We start from the raw sequence: 20327 nt of genomic DNA, 5'->3' as shown, positions 1-20327 counted from the left end.
GTCCGTCCCCTCAGGGACCCGCCGTCCCGGCCGCCGTCCACAGCGCGTCCCAGTCGGGCAGCTTGACCATGCCGCCACGGCCCAGTTCGGCGCCGAGGGCCGCCTCGGCCCGCTCGATCGCCTGCCACCCGGCCCATTCGACGGGCCGTACCCCTTCGGCCCGCAGCGCCGTGAGCGGATCCCCGGCGAACTCTCGCCGAGCGAGCGCGGGGGCGTCCTCCAGCAGGGAGGCCACCGTCTCCTTGGCGCACGGACGGTTGGTCCCGATGACGCCGGTCGGACCGCGCTTGATCCAGCCCGCCACGTACTCGCCCGGGGAAACCACGCCGTCCCGCAGGACCCGTCCCGCCGACTGCGGCACCGTGCCGCTGCCGGGGTCGAACGGCAGGCCGTCCAGCGGCACCCCGCGATAGCCCACCGAACGCAGCACCAACTGGGCCTCGATCACCTCGAACCGGCCGGTCCCCGACACCCCGCCCTCGCCGTCCGGCACCGTACGCTCGAACCGGACCGCGCCCACCCGCCCCCCGTCGGCGAGGAGTTCGACGGGACGCAGGAAGAAGCGCGGACGGATGACACGCGGGCGGCCCAGCGGTCCGGCCGCCGCCCATCCCCGCAGGACCTCCACGTTGCGGCGCTGCGCGGCGGGTAGCCCGGACGGGTCGAGGTAGGCCGGGTCGAGCGCCAACTCCGCTTCCTCGACACTGACTTCGGCCTCGGACAGGGAACCCAGTTCGCGCAGCTCCTTGGTGGTGAAGCGGGCCTGCGAGGGCCCGCGCCGCCCGACCATGCTGATCTCGGTGACCTCGCTCGCGGCCAGCGCGCTGAGCGCCGCCTGCGGCATGTCGGTGGGGCTCAGCTCGGGTGCGCCGCGGGCCAGGATCCGGGTCACGTCGACAGCGACGTTCCCGACGCCGATGACCACCGCCGAGCGCGCGTCGCGCACGAACCCCCGGGCCGCGGAGTCGGGGTGCGCGCTGTACCAGGACACGAACTCGGTCGCCGACCAGCTGCCCGGCAGGTCCTCTCCGGGCACCCCGAGATGCCGGTCGGTGGCGGCGCCGACGCAGTACACGACCGCGTGGTAGAGCTCCCGCAGCCGTGCCACCGGCACGCCGCCCGGGCCCACCTGGACACCGCCGAGGAACCGTACCCGCTCCTCCTCCAGGACGGTCCGCAGGTTGTTCTGGAGCGACTTGATCTTCTCGTGGTCGGGTGCCACTCCGTAGCGCACCAGACCGTACGGGCAGGGCAGGCGGTCCAGGACGTCGACCCGGATGTCGGGCGGCCCGCTCCGCTGGACAAGACCCTGTGCGCTGTAGACCCCGCTGGGTCCCGAGCCGACGACGGCGACATGCAGCACTGCGGAACTCCTCACCCGGGGGATCAGGAAGATCGCTGACAGGACATCGCTGGTGCTTCCAGGATCGCACCACCGGTGCTCCGCTGACAGGGTGCGGTGTGTGCCAGGTGCGCGCGTGTCCGTTCGTATGGAATGTGATGATGCGGTTACTTTCCGTATGTGCTGGAAGCATCGTTCCTCAATCTGTCCGACCGCTGCCGCGAGGACGGCACGGTGTCCGTGCGCCCCGCCTGGCGAGTGCGGGAGTCCGGGGCGGTCGGCGTGACCTGGCTCGACGTCCGACTGGCCTTCGCCGACGGGGCCCGGGTCGACCTGCTCGCCGTGCTGACGGAGGCGGGCCTGTCGGTCGAGGACGTACGGGCCGAGCCGCCGCTCTCGCTGGACGACCTCGCGGTGGTCGCGGAGTGGATCGAGGAGCCACTGGCGGAGGTGTGCGGGAGCGACGCCGGCGCCGGCGCCGGCCGGGAGCGGGAGAGCCGGGCGCGGCGGGCCCGGCCGGCCTGGCCGCGCGGCGCCGAGGGGAGTCTGCTGGTGGCGGAGGAGTACCGATCGGCGCAGGCGGACGGCGCGGACCCGGTGCTCGCGGTCATGGGCGCCACCGGCCACAGCCGCCGCGAGTCCCTGAGACTGATCGCGGGGGCGCGTGACGCCGGGCTCCTGACGCCTCGCCACGTCCGCCGGTGAAGCGGTTGGCGGTCGTGCCGGTGTCGGTCGTGCCGGTGTCGGTCGTGAGGACGGCACCAGGTCCGGGGCCCGGGCCCTTCGGGTCCCTGTCCGCGGCGCCGTCGACGGCGAGGCCGTTCAGGACATCGCGCGCATCCTGGTGATCTCACTCGTCTGCTGTGCGATCACGTCGTCGGCCATCTCCTCGATCTGGATGTTGTTGCCCTGGGCCTTCACGTCCGTGGCCATGCTGACCGCCCCGTCGTGATGAGTGATCATCAGCTGGAGGAAGAGCCGGTCGAATGCGTCTCCCCTCGCCGCGCGAAGCTTCCCCAGCTGGGCCTTCGTCGCCATCCCGGGCATGGTGGCGTGCTCGTGGCCGCCGGCGGTCGAGGCGCGGTCGTGCGCCTCGAGCCAGCTCCTCATGGTGGTGATCTCCGGTCCCTGCGCGGCCGCGATCCGCGCGGCGATCCCCTTCACCTTCCCCGACTTCGCCCGGTCCGGGGCGAGTTCGGTCATCTCCAGGGCCTGGGTGTGGTGCGCGATCATCATCCGCGCGTAGGCGAGATCGGCGGAGTTGGGGGAGTCGTCGTCCGACCGCCGTCCGGCCGCGTCCTCGGCGGAGAGAGTCTCGGCCGCTTCGCCGGGCTTGCCGGGCGCGATCACCGAAGGCTCGCCGGACCCCGCGGACTTGGTGCCGGAGTCGGAGTCGCAGCCCATCAGCGTGAGCGCGGCGGCGGCCAGTAAGGCCGTGACCAGGGGCGTACGGGACCTATGACCAGCGAGCACAGCGGCCTCCTGCGGCACACGAATCGGCGGACGGATCAAGAGTGTTGATAACCGCACGGGCGTATCCATGAACATGACTGATCAAAAAGGTTCATGACGATGACGTTGCCATCTGTTGATGTGCACATGATGCGGACGATACTTCAGGGGTCCGTGAACCGTTCAACCGCGAACGGCTGCAAGGGAGAACACAGTGACCCTGTTGAACAACCCCCGAACGCGGCGCAGACGACTGGGAGTCGCCGTCGCCGCGGCCGGACTCCTGGCCGCGCTCTTATCGGCAGTACCGGCGTCCGCCATCCCCGATCCCGGGGACGGTCCCGCCACTCGGGAGCAGATTTCCAGGAGCGACGCCGCCGAGGCCCGGGCGGCCATAGCGAGCGGCGAGATACCGGGGAAGGACGAGATCGTCCACTCCGACAACGTCGAACACCTCGCCAATGTCCCCAAGGAAGCCTTCACCGGCCTCAATTCGGACCTGGCGTTCCAGGGCAGGTACGCCTTCGCCGGCAACTACGACGGCTTCCGCATCTTCGACATCAGCGACCCGAAGGCCCCGAAGACCGTCTCCCAGGTCCTCTGCCCCGGCTCGCAGAACGACATCTCCGTCTCCGGTGACCTGCTCTTCCTGTCCACCGACTCCTCGCGCAGCGACAACTCCTGCGCCAGCACCTCGCAGCCCGCGACGGAGAAGTCGTCGTGGGAGGGCATGAAGATCTTCGACATCAGCGACAAGGCGAACCCGAAGTACGTCGCCGCCGTCGAGACCGCCTGCGGCTCGCACACCCATTCGCTGGTACCCGAGCGCAGGAACGTCTACGTCTACGTCTCCTCGTACTCGCCGAACGCCACCTTCCCCGACTGCCAGCCCCCGCACGACGGCATCTCGGTGATCAAGGTTCCGCGCAAGGCCCCGGAGAAGGCGGCCGTGGTCGGCTTCCCCGTGCTCTTCCCGGGTGAGGGCGCCGACGGCGGCGGGAACCCGGGCGGGCCCACCAACCCGGGCGTCTCCAAGACCACCGGCTGCCACGACATCACGGTCCTGCCGTCGAAGGACCTGGCCGCGGGCGCCTGCATGGGCGACGGCATCCTGTTCTCCATCAAGGATCCGGAGCACCCGAAGGTCATCGACCAGGTCGAGGACAACGTGAACTTCGCCTTCTGGCACTCGGCGACCTTCAACCAGAGGGCCGACAAGGTCGTGTTCACGGATGAACTGGGCGGCGGCGGCGCGGCCACCTGCAACGAGGCGATCGGTCCGAACCGCGGCGCCGACGGCGTCTACGACATCGTCGGCAGGGGAGACCACCGCAAACTCGTCTTCAAGAGCTACTACAAGATTCCCCGCCACCAGGCCGACACCGAGAACTGCGTGGCCCACAACGGCTCGCTGATCCCCGTCCGGGGCAAGGACCTCATGGTCCAGGCCTGGTACCAGGGCGGCGTCTCCGTCTGGGACTTCACCGACTCCTCGAACCCCGAGGAGATCGCCTACTTCGAGCGCGGGCCGCTGTCCACCGACACCCTCCAGGTCGGCGGCGCCTGGTCGGCGTACTACTACAACGGCTACATCTACGCGAACGACATCGCCAAGGGCTTCGACGTCCTGAAGCTCAAGGACCGGCGCACGGACCCGGCCAAGCGGGTCCACCTGCGCGAGCTGAACGTCCAGACGCAGCCGGACTACTTCGACTGACCGTCCCGCGGCCCCGGTTCGGTCGCGAAGAAGCGGGACAGATCCGTCTCGCGGGTGCCGCCGGACGCCTCGGTGTCCGGCGGCACCCCCATCTCCCAGTCCAGCCGGTAGCGCTTGAACAGTTCGGCCCGCAGTACGGGGACCCTCATCGGCACACCCGGCACCAGCGCCGAGAACACCGCCCCCATGAGCAGCGCGCGCAGCATCGGGTAGTCGGTCGTGACCTGCTGCGAGCCGTACCGCGCGACGGTGTCCCCGAGCAGTTCCGAGAGCCGCCGCTGTTCGGGGCACTGGACGAATCCCTCGGCCTGGAGCAGTCCTGCCATGTGCTGCCGCATCAGTACCGGCTGGTCCAGGGCGAGTCCCAGGATCGCGTCGATGGCCCGCGCCATGCGCTCCCTGCCGTCCTCGGTGCGCGGCTCGCGTTCGAGTGCCTCCTCCAGCGTGCGGTGCATCAGCCGGTGCACCGCGGACTGCAGGAGCTGCCGTTTCCCGGGGAAGTAGTACGACACCAGTCCGCGCGCCGATCCCGCGCGATCCGCGATGTCCCCGAGCGTCGTGGCGTCGTAGCCGCGCTCGCTCACCAGCTCCACCGCGGCCTGCAGCAACCGCTCCCGGGAACGTCGCCGCAACTCTTCATTGACCGAGGCGCTTCGCGGGGACATGCTGTAACTCCTGCGTTGACTGGCTGCCAGCCAACTATACTCAACGCGTCCGGGCCAAGCCCCTTGGCGGGTCGGGTTCGGGGCTGCCGCCGACCTGGGGCGACGCGGGGGATCGCCTCAGGTCGGACGCGCGGTGGCGCGCGTCCGCCGAGTGCTGCCCGCCCGCCCTCCGGCCGCCGTGGTCATGAACCGTCCTCCTGTGCCGCGTCCGCCTCGTGGGGCGGGAGCCGTCGTGCCGTGAGACGGACGCGTCGCCAGCTGGTCACCATGTACCAGCCCACCGACCAGCTCAGGAGCGCGTTGCCGACCAGGGACTCCCGGTCGTCGCTGCGGGCGGTGTTGTACAGGGCGGCTGTCGTGACGTACGTGAGCAGGCTGGCGAGGAGAATCCAGAGCGCTGTCTTCATGGCGAACCTCGGAGTGTGCGACGGAGGCGCCAACTTAGCCATTACCGTCGCTTTGGGGAGCGATTGCCCCCACTTGGCCTCATCTTGACCGTGCCCGGCCGCTTGAGACCGGAAGTCAACTGTTCCGCTTCGGGATACCGGGCGAGTCGTGATCCCTGGACGCGAACGACTGTTCCTGGAGGGCCGCGGATGTTCGTACGTCGCCCGCGCGTCGGGCGACCGCGGGCACCGTCCCAGCGGACGCGGGGATCTCGCGCATCGCGGACGGCCGCTCGGGGCACTGCCCATCGCTCGCAGACGACGCGAGTCCTTCATAGAGTGGCCTGGAGCCCTGAGGAGGATGACGGACATGGATCAAGAACAGATCCTGACCAGGATCTCCGCGATGGTGGAGGACGAGCGGCGGCTGCGCGACGCGCTGGCGGCCGGGCGGATCGACGGCGCCACGGAGCAGGCACGGCTCGGGCAGTTGGAACGCGACCTGGACCAGTGCTGGGACCTGCTGCGCCAGCGGCGCGCGAAGTCCGAGTTCGGTGAGAACCCGGACGAGGCGCGGGCGCGTCCGACGTCGCAGGTCGAGGGCTACCAGAGCTGACGTCGTCCGAGGTCCGCGCGCCGCGCGTTCCAGGCCGGCTCCGGCGCCGCCGAGCTGTTCGCACCTGGCACGGGGCCCCGGCGACAGGCTGCCGCGCGCCGGCGCGCGGCGATCCGACGGCCCTCGCCCGCGGTCGCCCTCCCGGCGGGACGGCACCCGCGACGTCCCGTGCCCGCCAAGTGCCCACCGGCCGAGGCGCCCGCTGCGCGTACGGCTCCCGGTGCCGTGGGTCAGAGGACCGCGTCGAGCACCGGCCGCAGACCGTCCGGGCGGTCCGCCACCGGCAGGTGGTCCACGAAGCGCACCGCGCAGCCCAGGGCCGCGGCGCCGCCGTCCGCCCTCCGGTCGTCGCCGACCATGAGGGTGTCTTCCGGCGCGATGCCGAGTTCGGAGCAGGCGATCGCGAAGAGCCGGGGATCCGGTTTCTCGATGCCGTGCTCGTACGACAGGACGTACGTTCCGACCTGGGGATCGAGGCCGTGCTCGCGGAAGACGGGCCGCAGGTCCCAGCCGATGTTGCTGACGACTCCGACCGCGAAGCCCCGCTCGCGCAGCACGCCGAGCACCTCGGCCGCGTCGGGATAGGGCGTCCACGCGGCGGGCGCCATATGGCGGTCGTAGAGAGCGTCGTGCAGGCCGGGGTCCGGCAGCGGCACCTGCCGGGAGAGACCCGTGAACGCCGCCCTGTGCTCCCCGGCACTCCGGTCGCGGGCCTCCCACAGCGCCGTGAGGTGCTCCGGCACCGGTTGCGCGGGGTGGCGGCTCCCCGGGTGCGCACCCGCCGACTCCAGATCCCGTGCCGTGCGGACCAACTCCGTCTCGGGGAGTGTCAGACCGGTCTCCGCGAGCGTCGCGCGCAGCCAGGCCTCGGCGGGCTCGATACGGAAGAGGGTCCCGGAGAAGTCGAAGAGCACGCCTTTGATCGTCATGACGGGAATCCTTCGCGCCGTCGCACGGGCCGGTCAAGTAGGCCACGCTCGACCCGCGCTCTCGCATCGAGGCGGAGGTCGACGCTCCTGCCGCTCTGACGCGCGAGCCCCGGGAGACGCACCGGCGCGACCCCGCCGACGTCACCGCACGGCGATCCGCGCCCGGGGTGACCCGACGGTCACCCCAACGCCCGCAGCCCCGGCGCGAACGCCACCAGGATCGGTACCACCGGCACCAGCGCGGCCGCCGCCGTCAGCCGCAGCCGGCGGGCGGCGGTGAGCCGGTTCCGGGGGATGAGGAGCCGGTCGACCCGCTGCGGGACGTGCCCGCCCGGAGTGGGACAGGGCCCGAACACGCCCCGGTCCTCGTTGAGTTCGACCAGCGCGAGGGCGATCGTGAGCCGGCCGAAGCGTCGCGACGCCACATCGTCCGCGGCGAGTTCGACCAGCCGGTGCATCTCGTCGCGGAACGCGGCGAACACCGGTACCTGCGGAAATCCGTTGGCCAGCGCGGCCGAACAGTGCAGCAGCCAGTCGTGCCGGGCCCGGGCGTGCCCCTGCTCGTGCGCGAGCACGGCGTCCAGTTGTCGTCCCTCGAGGCGGCGCAACGCGGCTGTGGTGATGACCAGTCGGGGAGCAGTGCCGGGCAGCCACCAGGCGTCAGGACGCTCTCCCTCCAGGACGACGAGACGATCGGGTCCGGGTTCCTCACCGGGCAACAGCGGGGAGCGCAGCAGGAGTTCGGAGCGATCGCGCCGACGGCGCAGCCGCGTCCGGGAGATCTCGCGCGCCAGCATCGCTGCCGTCCAGAGGGCGCCGCACGCGAGCGTCACGGCCGTGACGGCGGCCCAGGGACCTCCGGCGCTGATCGCGTAGGCGTCCACGACCGCCGCGGGTGCTCCGCCGAAGACCCGGCCGCGTACGACCACCGAGGCGGCGGACGCGCTGAGCGTCATCGACAGGGCGCAGCACACGAGAACGCCCGCCACCACGCACTGCCACACCCACAGGGCGACCACCGGTTCCCGGTCCGGCCAGTCCGCCCGGGCGAGCAGTCGCGGAGCGACCACGGCGGCCAGGGCGCCGAGCAGCAACAGTGCCGCGGGGACCATCATGGGCGAAGCCTATGAGCGGGCGTTGCCACTGGATACGGGCAGCGGCGCCAAGTGACGTACGCCACGGGCTCGTCGGGCGCGCCGCGACCCGTGTCGCGCCCCGCCGGTTTCCGGACATGACCGGTATCGAGTCCGGCGCGATTCCGGGCGCGGAAGGCGTCGAGTCGGACAGGCGTCCGGGGCGACACCGGCGACCTGCCCGGCCGGGGTCCGCGAGACCCCGGGGCTCACAGCGTGACCAGCATCGCCAGCGTCGCGATCCCCATCGACAGACGGCAGGCCTGGGAGAGTTCGGGGCGGTCGCCCCAGCCGACGGCGCGCGGCCCGGGGCCCGACGCCACGGCCAGGGGCAGGAGACGGACGCCCGAGCGGAGCACGTAGCCGGTGAAGTAGAGGAGCAGGACTCCGGTGAGGAGGGGGACGCCGGCACCGCCGTGGACATGGTGGGGCGGAGCCGCGGTCATCACCGCCGCCATGTAGACCATCGCGAAGACGCCCATCAGATGGTGCAGATGGTGCGGGCCGCGGCGGACCGAGCGGAGTGCGCGCAGCGCGGCGACGCCGAAGAGGACCGTGCAGGCGAGCCAGGCCCAGCGGGGCGGGGTCGCCACGGCCGCCGGGACCGCCATCGCGGCCATGCCGAACCCCATGAGCGCCTCGCCGCCCGCCGTACGGCGCTGTTCCTCGACGGGGCTGCGCATCCGCAGCAGGCAGTAGGCCCCGGTCGCCACGCACAGCGCGACGAGCAGCCAGCCGGGCGAAGCCGGTCCGTGCACCGCGTACCTCCCCGCTCGACGACGTCGGACACGCGATGGCCGGCGCGCGACGCCGGGCCGGGTCGCCGGGCGGGCCGCCGTGCCGGACATCGGACGGTCGGTCAGGGCATGCCCCGGCCGGCCGGGGCGCATACGAGCGCACCGGTGTACACGGGGGAGCGTGCGGGAGTTCACCGCAGGTGAGAGCCGACGGCGGGATAATGTTTTATAGATAAAACACCTGTTAAGGTTATTTCCATGAGCAGTGCGATCCGTTCCGGCCCCTCACGTACGCGCCGCCTTCCGCTGGCCGGAGTGCTCCGCCTCGGCAGGCCCTCCGACATCTGGTTCAAACCCGCGCTGAGCGTCGTCGCCGCGGTCGCCCCGCCCAATCTGACCCTGCTGGCGCTGGGCCGCCTGGACCTGGCGATGTACACCATGGCCGGATCGCTCTGCGCGCTCTACGCCCACAACCGTCCCTACGCCGCCCGGGCCCGCGTCCTGGCCCGGGTGGTGGCCGGGATGCTCGGCGGACTCGGCGTCGCGCTGGTCACGGCGTCGCTCACCACGAACGCCGTCGTGCTGGTCACCGTCGGCGCGTTGCTGGCCGCCGCGCAGAAGGCCCTGTGCGACGCCACGCGCATCGGCCCGCCCGGACACGTGGTCCTCGCCTTCATCTCCTCCGCGTCCCTGTTCGTACCGCAGAGCCTCGGTCAGGTGCCGGGCCACCTCGCGCTCGGCGCGGCGGCCGGGGCCTGGGCCTGGATCGTCGGCATGGCCCCCGGACTGCTGCGCCCGCACGGCCCGGAACGGCGTGCCACCGCGCACGCCCTGAACGCCGCGGCGGTGGTCGCGGAGACCCCGGACGACGCCCGTGCCCGCGCCGCCGCGGCGGCCGCCGTGCACGCCGCCTGGCAGTCGCTGCTGTCCACCGGAGCCCGGTCCGCACCCCGGCGCGCCCTCGAACGACTGGTCGTGCGGGCCGAGGTCGCGCTCGCCGCACCCGCCGACACGGACGCCCGGCGGCTGCGCGGCTGGGCCCGCGCCCTGGCCGGCACCGGGCCCGTCCCGGACCCCGACGGCCTCGGGGACGCCGCCGACGAACTGCTCGGCGTCGAGACGGCGCTCGCCCTCGCCGAACCGTCGCCGCTCCGCCGCCTCGGCCCGCTCGCCCCGATCGCCCTGCGCACCGCGCTCGGCTGCGCGCTGGCCGGATACGTCGCGCTCGCGCTCGGTGTCGGCCGCCCCTACTGGGCGCTGGTCACCGCCGCCTCGCTCTACCAGGCCAACGTCAGCCTCACCTGGAGCCGGGGCGTCCAGCGCGTGGTCGGCAACCTCCTGGGCGTCCTGGCGTTCGCCGTACTCGCCCCCCTCGCGCACGTCGGCCAGGCGGCCCTCGTCCTGTGCTGCCTCGCCCTGAACTTCGGTGCCGAGGCGCTGATCGGCCGCAACTACTGGCTCGGCAGCGTCTGCGTGACCCCCATGGCCCTGCTGATCACCGAGTTCGCGCGCGCCCAGCAGCCCGGAGAGCTGATCACCGACCGGGTGCTGGACACCCTCGTGGGCGCCCTGGTCGGCTTCGCCGCCGCCCTGGCCGTCACCAACCGCCGGGCCGGCGACCGCATCGAACGCGCGCTCGGCGCGGTGGACCGGGCCCGGGAACACGCCGCCGGACTGCTGGCCGAGGAACGCCCGGCGCCCGAAGCCCTGGAGTCCGCCCGCCGCGGTCTGTCCGCCGCCGTGGTCGACCTGCGCGCCGCCGCCGACGCCGCGGCCGGCGAATGGTGGCAGCGCGCCCTGCCGGAGGAGCGGGTCATGCGAGCTGAACAGGCCGGACACCGTACGCTCGCGGCGACGGTACGACGCCGGGAACCGCACTGCGGGGAGGACGCACGGGCATGACGACAGCGGACGGACGGGGCGCGGCGGACGGCGACCGGGCGGTGCCCGCCGACACGGTGGCGGCCGTCGTGCGCCAGTGGGGGACCGTACGACCGGACCTCGACACCGGACCCATGGAGGTCATCGGGCGGGTCAACCGCTGTGCCGCGCTCCTCCAGCAGGCCGAGGACGCGCCCCTGCGTCGCGCCGGGCTCACCCGCCCCGAGTTCGACGTGCTCGGGACGCTGCGCCGCACCGGGCACGAGCTGACTCCGAGCGAGATCGCCCGCGAGACCTTCTCCTCGGGCGCCGCCGTCACCAAGCGGCTCAAGCAGCTGACGGAGCGCGGTCTGGTCGAGCGGCGCGGCGACACCCGGGACCGCCGGGTCGCGCACGTCCGGCTGACCGACGAAGGACGCGAACTGGTCGACGGTGTCCTCCCCGACCAGCTCGCCTACGAGGCCGGGGTCCTGTCCGGGATCGACCGGGATCGCCAGCGCGAACTGGCCGTGATCCTGGGCGAGTTGCTCGGTCAGCTGGAGGGCCGGCTGAGGCTGCCGCGGGTCTGACACCGCCTCCCACGGGTGGCGGGAGGTGTCGGCAGCGACACGCGGGTCAGGACATGCCGGCCTCCGTGTAGATCCCGAACGCGGCGCCCTGGAGGTCCCGCGCGACGGCGATGCGCCGGCCGTGGGGCTGCGAGACGGGTTCCATCAGCAGGTGGCCGTCCGCCATGAGAACGGCGTTCGCCGTGGCGTCCACGTCCTCGACGGCGAAGTAGGGCAGCCAGTGCGAGGGGACCTCGTGCGGGAAGTTCTCGTCCATCGTGATCATGCCGCCGAAGTCGGCTCCGTCGACGCCCCACTGCGGGTAGTGCTCCGACGCTCTCACCGTCCAGCCGAACACCGACGTGTAGAACGCGGTCACCTCGTCGGGGGCCCGGGTCAGCAGTTCGACCCAGCCGAGCGCGCCCGGCGCGTTGAACAGTCCCGCACCGGAGAAGGCCCGGGCCTGCCACATCTGGAAGGCGGCACCGCCCGGGTCGAACGCGACCGCGAAACGGCCCATGTCGAGCACGTCCATCGGGTCGAGGACGATCGTTCCGCCCGCGGCCCGCACGGCCGCCGCGGCCGCGTCCACGTCGTCGACGGCGAACGACACGTTCCAGGCGACGGGCTGCGACTCCTGATAGATCGGGGTGATCGCCGCGACGGCCGCGTCCCCGAGGTGCGCGACCGTGTAGCCGCCCGCCTCCTGACGCGGGTCCGTCTCCGGGCGCCAGCCGAACAGATCGGCGTAGAAGCCCTTGGCGCTCTCCAGATCGCTCGTACCGAGCTCCGTCCAGCAGGGTCCGCCGGTCACCGGCCTGTCGAGCTTCATGAGCGTCCTTTCGCGGCGGGCCCCCTCAGCACGCTAAGCCCGCCGTGAAGCGGGGGCCATCCGGGCCGCCCCGCCGCCCCGCCGGTCGGCCGCGTCCCGTCCGGCGCGCCGTGCCGGACGGGAAGCGGAGTCTCGGAGGCGCTCAGGGCCGGTGGCGCAGCGGATGGTCGGCGGGGATCTCGACGATCACGATCTCGGTTCCGTCCGGGTCCGTGATCCACATCTCGATCAGTCCCCAGGGCTCCCGCACCGGCTCGCGGACCACCTCGACCCCGGCGGCCGTCAGCTCCTCGTGGGCCGCCGTGATGTCCGCGACCTGGAGCCACAGTTTCAGCGCGGGCGAGGGCGGGGTCTCGGACCGTCCGGCGACCTCCAGGAAACCGCCGCCGAGGAAGTACACGGTCCCGCGCTCGGGTCCCGTGCCGAACTCGCGGTAGACGTCGAGGCCGAGCTGCCCGCCGTAGAAGGCACGCGAGCGCTCCGGGTCGGCCGGGCGCAACAGCGTCCGGCCGCTCAGTACATGCACCATGCAGCCGGAGTCTAGGGGAGGGTTACGCTCGGCGTGCCCAGCCGCGCCACCGAACGGAGAACCGCTTCCATGGAAACCGCCACCGGCCTGACCTTCCGCGACGCCACCGACAGGGATGTGGACCCCCTGGTCGCGCTGGTCGACTCGGCGTACCGAGGGGACTCCAGCCGGGTCGGCTGGACCACGGAGGCGGACATCCTCCAGGGGCAGCGGACCGACGCGGCAGCGGTGCTCGCCGTCGTCGAGGCGCCCGACAGCCGGCTCCTGATCGCCGAGCGGGACGGCGCGCTCGTGGCCTGCTGCCAGCTGGAGCACCGAGGGGACCACGCTTACTTCGGCATGTTCGCGGTCAGCCCCGCGCTCCAGGGCGGCGGGCTCGGCAAGGTCATCATCGGCGAGGCGGAGCGGACGGCCCGCGAGACTTGGGGTGTCACGGAGATGCACATGACCGTGATCTCCGTACGCGAGGACCTCATCGCCTGGTACGAGCGGCGCGGCTACCGCCGTACGGGACGGATGACACCGTTCCCGTACGGCGACGAGCGCTTCGGGATCCCGCAGCGGGACGACCTGCGCTTCGAACTGCTGGTCAAGCCGCTCGCCCAGGTCTGATCCGGGCGATCACGCGGCAGGCCCGCCGAAGCGGCCGCACATCCCGCCCCGGGCCGGTGTCGTGGCGCGCTTCCCGGCTCCGGACGGCAGGTCGACGGTTCCGCCTCCCGGGCCCGGGGAGCCTCCGGGTGCTCGGCGGGCCCGACGCGTCGCCCACGGCCCGGTGCGCGCGGGGGGCCGGGCCGCATCGGGTCCGCTCGGGCCGGTCACGGCCGAGCGGACCCCGTGGTGCGGCGGCCTTCCCGCCCCCCGTCACGCCGTGAAGCGGCCGGTCCGTTTGATCTCGGGGTAGTCGGTCGTGGCGCCGTCCAGTTCCAGGGCGCGCACCAGCCGGAGGTGGTCCTGGGTGTTCACCACCCAGCCGATGATCCGGAGGTCGGCCTTGCGGGCCGCCTCGACGACCTCCAGGCTCAGCCTGCGGATGTTGAGGCAGACGGTCGCGGAGCCGACCTCGACGGCGCGGTCCACGACGTCGACGCCGTAGCGGCTGGCGATCAGCGCGGTGCGGACGCCCGGCACCAGGCGGGTGATCTCGGCGACGGCCTCGTCGTGGAACGACGACACCTCGACCCGCCCGACCAGGTCGTGCCGCCGCATCACCTCGGCCAGCGCCCTGGCCGCCGCGACATCCTTGATCTCGGCCTGCAACGGGGTCCGGACGGCCTCCAGGACCTCCTCGAAGACGGGGACGCGCTCACCGCGGCCCGCGTCGAGCGCGCGCAGCTCCTCGAGCGTCTTCTCGGCGATCGGCCCCGAGCCGTCGGTCGTGCGGTCCACGTCGAAGTCGTGCATGACGACGAGGGCGCCGTCCTTGCTCAGGTGCAGATCGAGTTCGATCAGGTCGAGGCCCGCGTTCTGGGCGGCGACGAAGGAACGGAGGGTGTTCTCGGGCTCGACGCCCATCACTCCGCGGTGACCGATGGTGAGGAAGTTCAAGATGCGACTCGCTTCCGTCGACGGCGGCTCGGCTCGCGCGTGGTTCCGACGGGGGCGTCCACGCGGCAAGGCCGCAGCCTAATGGCCTGACTCTGCGATGTACCCGTTCCTGCGCGGGGCAATGGGAGTGTCGGGCTCACTCGGGGCAATCGGTGTGTGGAAAGGGAGCGAACCGGGGAGATATGCCCCATATCACCCGTGTCGCCGGACCCGCCGTCCCGTAGGTCGCCCGCCCGGGTCGCTCCCGCCGCCAGGAAGGCGCCGTGACGCGGGCCGTCCCGTCCCCGGCACCCCTCGTGGACCTCTCTCCGGAACCCCTCGGCGCCGCCGGGCCGTCGGGTGAGTGTGGCGGATGTCATTGCATACATGGTGTCCGGCAGGAAAAAGAGCGGTGAAGGTAGGGGTGCGCAGGATAATCTCCCGAGTCTCCTCTTGCGGGAAGGAACCTCGTATACATACGGTGTCCATACGCGAGTTTTTCCTGTGGAGGATGGGACATGACGGAAGTTCTTGAGCAGGTGGGTACGGAGGAGCGGGTTCCTCCCGTGGCCAGGGTGGTGGAGCATCCGGCATGGCCCGTGCTCAAGGATGCCGTGGAGGAGATCCGCCCCTGGCAGTCCAAGGACGGCTCCATAGACTTCGAGTCGGACGGCGCCCCGGACGCGTCCGACGTCGATCTGGCCGTGCGCCGGGCGGCGGAGGCGATCGAGAGCCTCTCCCCGCTGCTGCCCCACGACGTCGCCTACCACGAGGCGCTCGTGAGGGACCTGCGCCGCTGGGCCGACGGCGGCTTCCAGGTGCCGGACTTCCTCGACTCGCTGCTGGCCTTCCAGCCCGCCGCGCGCCGCGAGGACGGCCTCCAGCACCTGGTCGTCTTCCCCATGTACACGCAGAACGGCAACCCGAACCGCAACTTCGAGGCGGTCGTCCTGCGCATGGTGTGGCCGGAGTGGCTGGCCGAGCTCGAGCGCACCCGCTACGACAATCCGCTGTTCTGCGGCATCACCTTCGAGGACTTCACCGCGGGCTACGACACCAACTCGGCCGTCCTCTTCCCGGAGACGATCGCGGTGCGCGAGGCGCCCGAGCGGTTCACCTGGGGCGGCATCTTCTGCGACCGCGAGGCCGCCCGCTTCCGCGCCGTCACCGGCGCCGCCGTGGACACCCTCGGTCTCGAGCTGCCCGAGGACATCGCCGCCATGGTCCACGACCAGGAGCGCTGCGAGAAGGCCTTCGTGCTCTGGGACATGGTCCACGACCGCACCCACAGCCACGGCGACCTGCCCTTCGACCCGTTCATGATCAAGCAGCGCCAGCCGTTCTGGATGTACGGCCTGGAGGAGCTGCGCTGCGACCTCACCGCCTTCAAGGAGGCCGTGAAGCTGGAGTCCGAGGGCAACGCGCACGGCCGCGACGTGCAGTACGCCGTGCTCTTCGACCGGATGTTCCGCTTCCCGCTCTCCGGCGACCGCGTCCGCAACTACGACGGTCTCGGCGGCCAGCTCCTCTTCGCCTACCTGCACAAGCACGACGTCGTCCGCTGGACCGACAACAAGCTGCACATCGACTGGCAGCGCGCCCCGCTGGTCACCAACCAGCTGTGCGCCGAGATCGAGGACCTCTACCGGTCCGGCATCGACCGCCCCAAGCTCGTCCACTGGTTCAAGGCCTACGAGCTGGTCTCCACCTATCTCGCCCCGCACCCGGGCTCCCGCTGGGCCAAGGGTCCGGACGCCCTCGACCTGTCCCAGCCGCCGCGCAAGCTGGTCGACGACGTGCTTCCGGACGAGTTTCCCCTGAGCATGTTCTATGAGGCGCTCTCCAAGAAGCTGAAGCACGTGATCGCCTCCACCAAGGGCATCACCGCGGCCGGCTCCGAGCGGGTCGCCGCGTGACCGACCGCGGTAGCGAGAACATTGCTCAGGAGGCGAAGACCATGGGGAACGGGGCTCTCAGCGGTGCGGTGATCGCGGTGGCGGGCGCGGGTGGACCCGCCGGCCGGGCGGCACTGCTCAGGCTCGCCGAGGCGGGCGCCACCGTCATCGGCGCGGACAACGACGCGGAGCGGCTGGCGGAGGCCGTGGACGCGGCCCGCTACGCGCACGGCGGCTCCACCGTCGTCGGCGACACCGTGGACCTGCTCGACCTCCAGTCGACCCGCGACTGGGCCGCGCGCGTCCAGAAGGACTTCGGCCGGGTGGACGGGCTCGTCCACCTCGTCGGCGGCTGGCGCGGCAGCGAGACCTTCACCAAGACGGTTCTCGACGACTGGGACCTGCTCGAACTGCTGCTGATCCGCACGGTCCAGCACACCACGCTCGCCTTCCACGAGGCACTGCAGAGCAGCGAGCGCGGCCGGTACGTCCTGATCAGCGCCGCCGGTGCCAGCAATCCCACCGCCGGGAACGCGGCCTACTCCGCGGCCAAGGCGGCGGCCGAGGCATGGACGCTGGCCATGGCGGACTACTTCCGCAAGGCCGGGATCGCCGAGGGCGCCGAAGGCCCGACGTCCGCCGCCGCCATCCTGGTGGTGAAGGCGTTGGTGCACGACGCGATGCGCGCCGAGCGGCCCAACGCGAAGTTCGCGGGTTTCACGGACGTCACGGAACTGGCCGAGTCCATCGTCGGCGTCTGGGACAAGCCCGCCGCCGAAGTGAACGGAAAGCGCCTGTGGCTGACCGAGAAGCCGTGAATCCTCCGAAGACCGACGCCCGGCGTCATCACGACCCAGCCGTCCGCGGCTTCGCCAGCGACAACTACGCGGGAGCCCACCCCGAGGTGCTCGCCGCCCTGGCCCTGGCCAACGGCGGGCACCAGGTCGCGTACGGCGAGGACGACTACACGGAGAACCTCCAGGGGATCGTCCGCAGCCACTTCGGGTCGACCGCGGAGGCCTTCCCGGTCTTCAACGGCACCGGCGCGAACGTGGTCGCGCTCCAGGCGGTCACCGACCGCTGGGGCGCGGTGATCTGCGCGGAGAGCGCGCACATCAACGTCGACGAGGGCGGCGCCCCCGAGCGCATGGGCGGTCTCAAGCTGCTCACCGTGCCCACCCCCGACGGCAAGCTCACGCCCGAACTGATCGACCGGCAGGCGTACGGCTGGGACGACGAGCACCGGGCGATGCCGCAGGTCGTCTCGATCACCCAGAGCACCGAACTGGGCACGCTCTACACGCCCGGCGAGATCCGCGCGATCTGCGACCACGCCCACGCGCACGGCATGAAGGTGCACCTGGACGGGTCCCGGATATCCAACGCCGCCGCCTCCCTGGACGTCCCGATGCGGACGTTCACCGACGCGGTCGGCGTCGACATCCTGTCGCTGGGCGGCACCAAGAACGGCGCGCTGTTCGGCGAGGCGGTCGTCGTCCTGAACCAGGACGCCGTCAGCCACATGAAGCACCTGCGCAAGCTGTCGATGCAGCTGGCCTCCAAGATGCGCTTCGTCTCGGTGCAGTTGGAGGCGCTGCTCGCCAAGGACCTGTGGCTGCGCAACGCCCGGCACGCCAACGAGATGGCCCAGCGTCTCGCCGAGGGCGTCCGCGCGGTGCACGGAGTGGAGATCCTCCACCCGGTCCAGGCCAACGCGGTCTTCGCCCGGCTCCCGCACGACGTGAGCGAGCGGCTGCAGAAGCGCTACCGCTTCTACTTCTGGGACGAGCCGGCCGGTGACGTCCGCTGGATGTGCGCCTTCGACACGACCGAGGCCGACGTCGACGACTTCGTCGCCGCGGTCAAGGAGGAGATGGCCCAGCGGTAGGCACGGCGCCGGGTCCGCCCGGCACACACCACCGATTGCATGGATATGCGACCACTCGGAAATTTATTGACTCCCGGGTGGTCGCGTTCCTATGCTCTGCGGGCATGGAGCTGATCCAGGAAACCAACGACCTCTCCGCCTATCTGGCCGCCGACGAGGTGGTCGACCATCACCATCCGCTGGTCCGCGAGACGGCCGGACGCCTGGCGGAGGGCGTCGCGGACTCGTATGCCTATGCACGCGCCGCGTTCGAATTCGTGCGTGACACCATCCCGCACTCGGCCGACTCCGGCGATCTCCGGGTCACCTGGCGCGCGTCCGACGTCCTGGAGCGGCGTACGGGCATCTGCTACGCCAAGGCCCACGCGCTGGCCGCGCTGCTGCGCGCCGAGGACATCCCGACCGCGTTCTGCTACCAGCGGTTCGGCGAGGTCCACGGACTCGTCGCCGTGCGCTTCCGGGGGGCCTGGCACCGGCAGGACCCCCGCGGCAACAAGCCCGGCGTGGACGCGCAGTTCTCCCTGGACGGTGAACGGCTGGCCTTCGCGACCGACCCGGAGTCCAATGAGTTGGACTACCCGGTGTTGTACGCTGAACCGCACCCGGCCGTGCTGGGCGCCTTGAAAGCCGCCCCCGACCGTCCGTCCCTGTGGCGGACGCTCCCCACCGCACTCTGAGGCGAGGCAGACGATGACGATCCGACTCACCGTGTCCGACGAGGTGCGCGCGCTCGTGCCCGGCTCCACGCATGTCGCCGTGGAGGCGGACGGGCTGGTCAACGGCCCCAGCACCGAAGGGACTTCGTCGCTCCTGGACGACGCGGCCCGGCGGCTGGCCGGACGGCTGGCGGGGCGGGCTCCGCACGAGGACCCGCACATGGCGGCCTGGCGGGCGGCGTACACGGCGTTCGGATCCAAGCCCTCACGCACCCGCAACTCCGCCGAAGCGCTCGCCAGGCGCGCGCTCTCGGAGGCGGGCCTGCCGAGGATCAACGTCCTCGTGGACGTCTACAACGCGATCAGCGTGGCCCACCTGATCCCGGTCGGCGGCGAGGACACCGATCACATCCGAGGCGCGATGCGCCTGGTGCGCGCTACGGGCGACGAGGAGTTCGTCACCGTCGCGGGCGGTGAGAAGGTCGTCGAACACCCCGACGCGGGCGAGGTGGTGTGGCGCGACGACGCGGGAGTCACCTGCCGTCGCTGGAACTGGCGCCAGGGGCCGCGTACGGGGCTCACGGAGGAATCCACCGCGGCGCTCTTCCTGCTGGAGAGCCTCGCCCCGATGCCGGTCGCCGAGGTCGAGGCCGCGGGCGCCGAACTCGCCGAACTGCTCCAGAAGTTCAGCCCCGGGGCGCGGATCACCGTCCACGCCCCGGAATGACGGCGCGGCGCGCGGGGGCACCCCGCGCGCCGGTTCAGCGCGTCTCGGCCGCGCGTACCTCTTCGGGGGTCGGTGCCGTGCCGCCGAGGTGGGCGGGCATCCACCAGGTGTCGTCCGGCCCCTTGGGGCGTACGGGGTAGGAGCGCTGCGCGGCCTCGAGCAACTCCTGGACGCGCTCGCGCAGCCGCCGGGTGATGGCCCCCGCGTACTGGTCCTTCGGGGCCTCCATCGGCTCGCCGACCCGGATGGTGATCGGGGTGTGGCTGCGCTTGAAGTTGCGCGGGTGGCCCTTGGTCCACAGCCGCTGCGTACCCCACAGGGCCACGGGAATGAGCGGGACGCCGGCCTCCTGGGCCATGCGCGCGGCACCCGACTTGAAGCTCTTCAGTGTGAAGGACTGCGAGATGGTCGCCTCGGGGAAGACGCCGACGATCTCACCGGAACGCAGCGACTCCAGCGCGTGCTGGTAGGCCGTCTCGCCCTGCTGACGGTCCACGGGAATGTGCTTCATGCCCCGCATCAGCGGACCGGAGATCTTGTGCCGGAAGACCGATTCCTTCGCCATGAAACGCACCAGGCGCTTCTGGGGCAGGGCGGCCAGGCCGTCGAAGATGAAGTCCAGATAACTGATGTGGTTGCTGACCAGCACGGCGCCGCCCGAGCGCGGGATGTTCTCCGACCCCTTGCAGTCGATCTTGAGGTCCCACGCCTTGAAGAGCGTTTGGGCGAGGCCGACGACGGGGCGGTAGACAAGCTCTGCCATGGACGGGGTGGACCCTTCTCTCTGCCTGGGAAGGGGTCTCCCGGCGGGAAAGTTACGCAGCCGTAGGTTTACGGCAATGCGCAGATCGTGCCCGAAGAACGGAC

At 71.6% G+C, this 20327-nt stretch carries 22 protein-coding genes; 11 read left to right on the top strand and 11 right to left on the bottom strand.

Features of this window, described 5'->3' with window-relative positions; all coding sequences use genetic code 11:
• Positions 1-10: 10 nt before the first annotated feature.
• Entirely contained in the window at positions 11-1363 is a 1353-nt protein-coding gene (locus ACFYW7_RS28485) for an FAD-dependent oxidoreductase (RefSeq protein WP_389507414.1), read from the bottom strand.
• 213 nt (positions 1364-1576) lie between these two features.
• Here ACFYW7_RS28485 and ACFYW7_RS28480 point away from each other — a divergent pair, with 213 nt between their 5' ends.
• Positions 1577-2047 carry a DUF6214 family protein gene (locus ACFYW7_RS28480; protein ID WP_389507974.1) on the top strand — a complete coding sequence of 157 codons (471 nt, stop codon included), beginning with the start codon at positions 1577-1579 and terminating at the stop codon, positions 2045-2047.
• A 117-nt stretch (positions 2048-2164) separates the two neighbouring features.
• Here the strand turns inward: ACFYW7_RS28480 and ACFYW7_RS28475 are convergent, their stop codons facing one another.
• Entirely contained in the window at positions 2165-2746 is a 582-nt protein-coding gene (locus tag ACFYW7_RS28475; protein WP_389507972.1) for a DUF305 domain-containing protein, read from the bottom strand.
• 262 nt (positions 2747-3008) lie between these two features.
• Here ACFYW7_RS28475 and ACFYW7_RS28470 point away from each other — a divergent pair, with 262 nt between their 5' ends.
• Positions 3009-4511, top strand: coding sequence for an LVIVD repeat-containing protein (locus ACFYW7_RS28470; protein WP_389507412.1), 1503 nt, complete (start codon positions 3009-3011; stop codon positions 4509-4511).
• On the opposite strand, the gene ACFYW7_RS28465 is transcribed toward ACFYW7_RS28470, so the two are convergent.
• Both ACFYW7_RS28465 and ACFYW7_RS28460 read right to left on the bottom strand, forming a co-directional pair.
• Entirely contained in the window at positions 4499-5176 is a 678-nt protein-coding gene (locus tag ACFYW7_RS28465) for a TetR/AcrR family transcriptional regulator (RefSeq protein ID WP_389507409.1), read from the bottom strand. The genes ACFYW7_RS28470 and ACFYW7_RS28465 overlap by 13 nt on opposite strands.
• Before the next feature lie 182 nt (positions 5177-5358).
• Positions 5359-5583, bottom strand: a complete 225-nt coding sequence (locus ACFYW7_RS28460; protein WP_389507407.1) for a hypothetical protein — start codon at positions 5581-5583, stop codon at positions 5359-5361.
• A 349-nt stretch (positions 5584-5932) separates the two neighbouring features.
• Here ACFYW7_RS28460 and ACFYW7_RS28455 point away from each other — a divergent pair, with 349 nt between their 5' ends.
• Positions 5933-6178, top strand: coding sequence for a DUF2630 family protein (locus ACFYW7_RS28455; RefSeq protein WP_389507405.1), 246 nt, complete (start codon positions 5933-5935; stop codon positions 6176-6178).
• 230 nt (positions 6179-6408) lie between these two features.
• Here ACFYW7_RS28455 and ACFYW7_RS28450 read toward each other — a convergent pair whose 3' ends face one another.
• The 3 genes from ACFYW7_RS28450 to ACFYW7_RS28440 form a co-directional block, all read right to left on the bottom strand.
• A complete protein-coding gene (locus ACFYW7_RS28450; protein ID WP_389507403.1) occupies positions 6409-7107 on the bottom strand; it encodes an HAD family hydrolase in 699 nt (232 codons plus the stop codon).
• A 179-nt stretch (positions 7108-7286) separates the two neighbouring features.
• The gene (locus ACFYW7_RS28445; protein WP_389507401.1) at positions 7287-8222 is read right to left on the bottom strand and encodes a M56 family metallopeptidase; all 936 of its coding nucleotides are present in this window, start codon (positions 8220-8222) and stop codon (positions 7287-7289) included.
• Positions 8223-8449: 227 nt separating this feature from the next.
• Positions 8450-8998 (bottom strand): DUF5134 domain-containing protein, encoded by a 549-nt coding sequence (locus ACFYW7_RS28440; RefSeq protein ID WP_389507399.1) that lies wholly within the window; start codon positions 8996-8998, stop codon positions 8450-8452.
• A gap of 237 nt (positions 8999-9235) precedes the next feature.
• Here ACFYW7_RS28440 and ACFYW7_RS28435 point away from each other — a divergent pair, with 237 nt between their 5' ends.
• Together ACFYW7_RS28435 and ACFYW7_RS28430 are read left to right on the top strand one after the other, a co-directional pair.
• Entirely contained in the window at positions 9236-10879 is a 1644-nt protein-coding gene (locus ACFYW7_RS28435; protein ID WP_389507397.1) for an FUSC family protein, read from the top strand.
• Positions 10876-11427 (top strand): MarR family winged helix-turn-helix transcriptional regulator, encoded by a 552-nt coding sequence (locus tag ACFYW7_RS28430; protein WP_389507395.1) that lies wholly within the window; start codon positions 10876-10878, stop codon positions 11425-11427. The genes ACFYW7_RS28435 and ACFYW7_RS28430 overlap by 4 nt, the downstream gene beginning before the upstream one ends.
• A gap of 46 nt (positions 11428-11473) precedes the next feature.
• Here the strand turns inward: ACFYW7_RS28430 and ACFYW7_RS28425 are convergent, their stop codons facing one another.
• Positions 11474-12238, bottom strand: a complete 765-nt coding sequence (locus ACFYW7_RS28425) for a VOC family protein (RefSeq protein WP_389507393.1) — start codon at positions 12236-12238, stop codon at positions 11474-11476.
• Between the two features lie 142 nt (positions 12239-12380).
• Positions 12381-12767, bottom strand: coding sequence for a VOC family protein (locus ACFYW7_RS28420; protein WP_389507391.1), 387 nt, complete (start codon positions 12765-12767; stop codon positions 12381-12383).
• A 69-nt stretch (positions 12768-12836) separates the two neighbouring features.
• Between ACFYW7_RS28420 and ACFYW7_RS28415 the strand changes: the two genes are divergently transcribed.
• The gene (locus tag ACFYW7_RS28415) at positions 12837-13379 is read left to right on the top strand and encodes a GNAT family N-acetyltransferase (protein ID WP_389507389.1); all 543 of its coding nucleotides are present in this window, start codon (positions 12837-12839) and stop codon (positions 13377-13379) included.
• Between the two features lie 252 nt (positions 13380-13631).
• On the opposite strand, the gene ACFYW7_RS28410 is transcribed toward ACFYW7_RS28415, so the two are convergent.
• Positions 13632-14315 (bottom strand): glycerophosphodiester phosphodiesterase, encoded by a 684-nt coding sequence (locus tag ACFYW7_RS28410; protein WP_389507387.1) that lies wholly within the window; start codon positions 14313-14315, stop codon positions 13632-13634.
• A gap of 497 nt (positions 14316-14812) precedes the next feature.
• On the opposite strand from ACFYW7_RS28410, the gene ACFYW7_RS28405 reads away from it, so the two are divergent.
• The 5 genes from ACFYW7_RS28405 to ACFYW7_RS28385 all read left to right on the top strand — a co-directional run bounded on the left by ACFYW7_RS28405 (position 14813) and on the right by ACFYW7_RS28385 (position 19460).
• The gene (locus ACFYW7_RS28405) at positions 14813-16210 is read left to right on the top strand and encodes a DUF6421 family protein (RefSeq protein ID WP_389507384.1); all 1398 of its coding nucleotides are present in this window, start codon (positions 14813-14815) and stop codon (positions 16208-16210) included.
• A 41-nt stretch (positions 16211-16251) separates the two neighbouring features.
• Positions 16252-17007 carry an SDR family NAD(P)-dependent oxidoreductase gene (locus ACFYW7_RS28400; RefSeq protein WP_389507970.1) on the top strand — a complete coding sequence of 252 codons (756 nt, stop codon included), beginning with the start codon at positions 16252-16254 and terminating at the stop codon, positions 17005-17007.
• Positions 17004-18077 carry a threonine aldolase family protein gene (locus tag ACFYW7_RS28395; RefSeq protein ID WP_389507382.1) on the top strand — a complete coding sequence of 358 codons (1074 nt, stop codon included), beginning with the start codon at positions 17004-17006 and terminating at the stop codon, positions 18075-18077. The genes ACFYW7_RS28400 and ACFYW7_RS28395 overlap by 4 nt, the downstream gene beginning before the upstream one ends.
• Before the next feature lie 104 nt (positions 18078-18181).
• Positions 18182-18754 (top strand): transglutaminase domain-containing protein, encoded by a 573-nt coding sequence (locus tag ACFYW7_RS28390; RefSeq protein WP_389507380.1) that lies wholly within the window; start codon positions 18182-18184, stop codon positions 18752-18754.
• 13 nt (positions 18755-18767) lie between these two features.
• Positions 18768-19460 (top strand): B3/4 domain-containing protein, encoded by a 693-nt coding sequence (locus ACFYW7_RS28385; protein WP_389507378.1) that lies wholly within the window; start codon positions 18768-18770, stop codon positions 19458-19460.
• Between the two features lie 34 nt (positions 19461-19494).
• Here the strand turns inward: ACFYW7_RS28385 and ACFYW7_RS28380 are convergent, their stop codons facing one another.
• Positions 19495-20223: a lysophospholipid acyltransferase family protein gene (locus ACFYW7_RS28380; protein ID WP_389507376.1), complete on the bottom strand. Its 729-nt coding sequence runs from the start codon at positions 20221-20223 to the stop codon at positions 19495-19497.
• Positions 20224-20327 lie beyond the last annotated feature (104 nt).

Source organism: Streptomyces sp. NPDC002580, from assembly GCF_042889485.1.
Lineage (GTDB): Bacteria > Actinomycetota > Actinomycetes > Streptomycetales > Streptomycetaceae > Streptomyces.
This window is presented reverse-complemented; position numbering and strand designations above follow the sequence as displayed.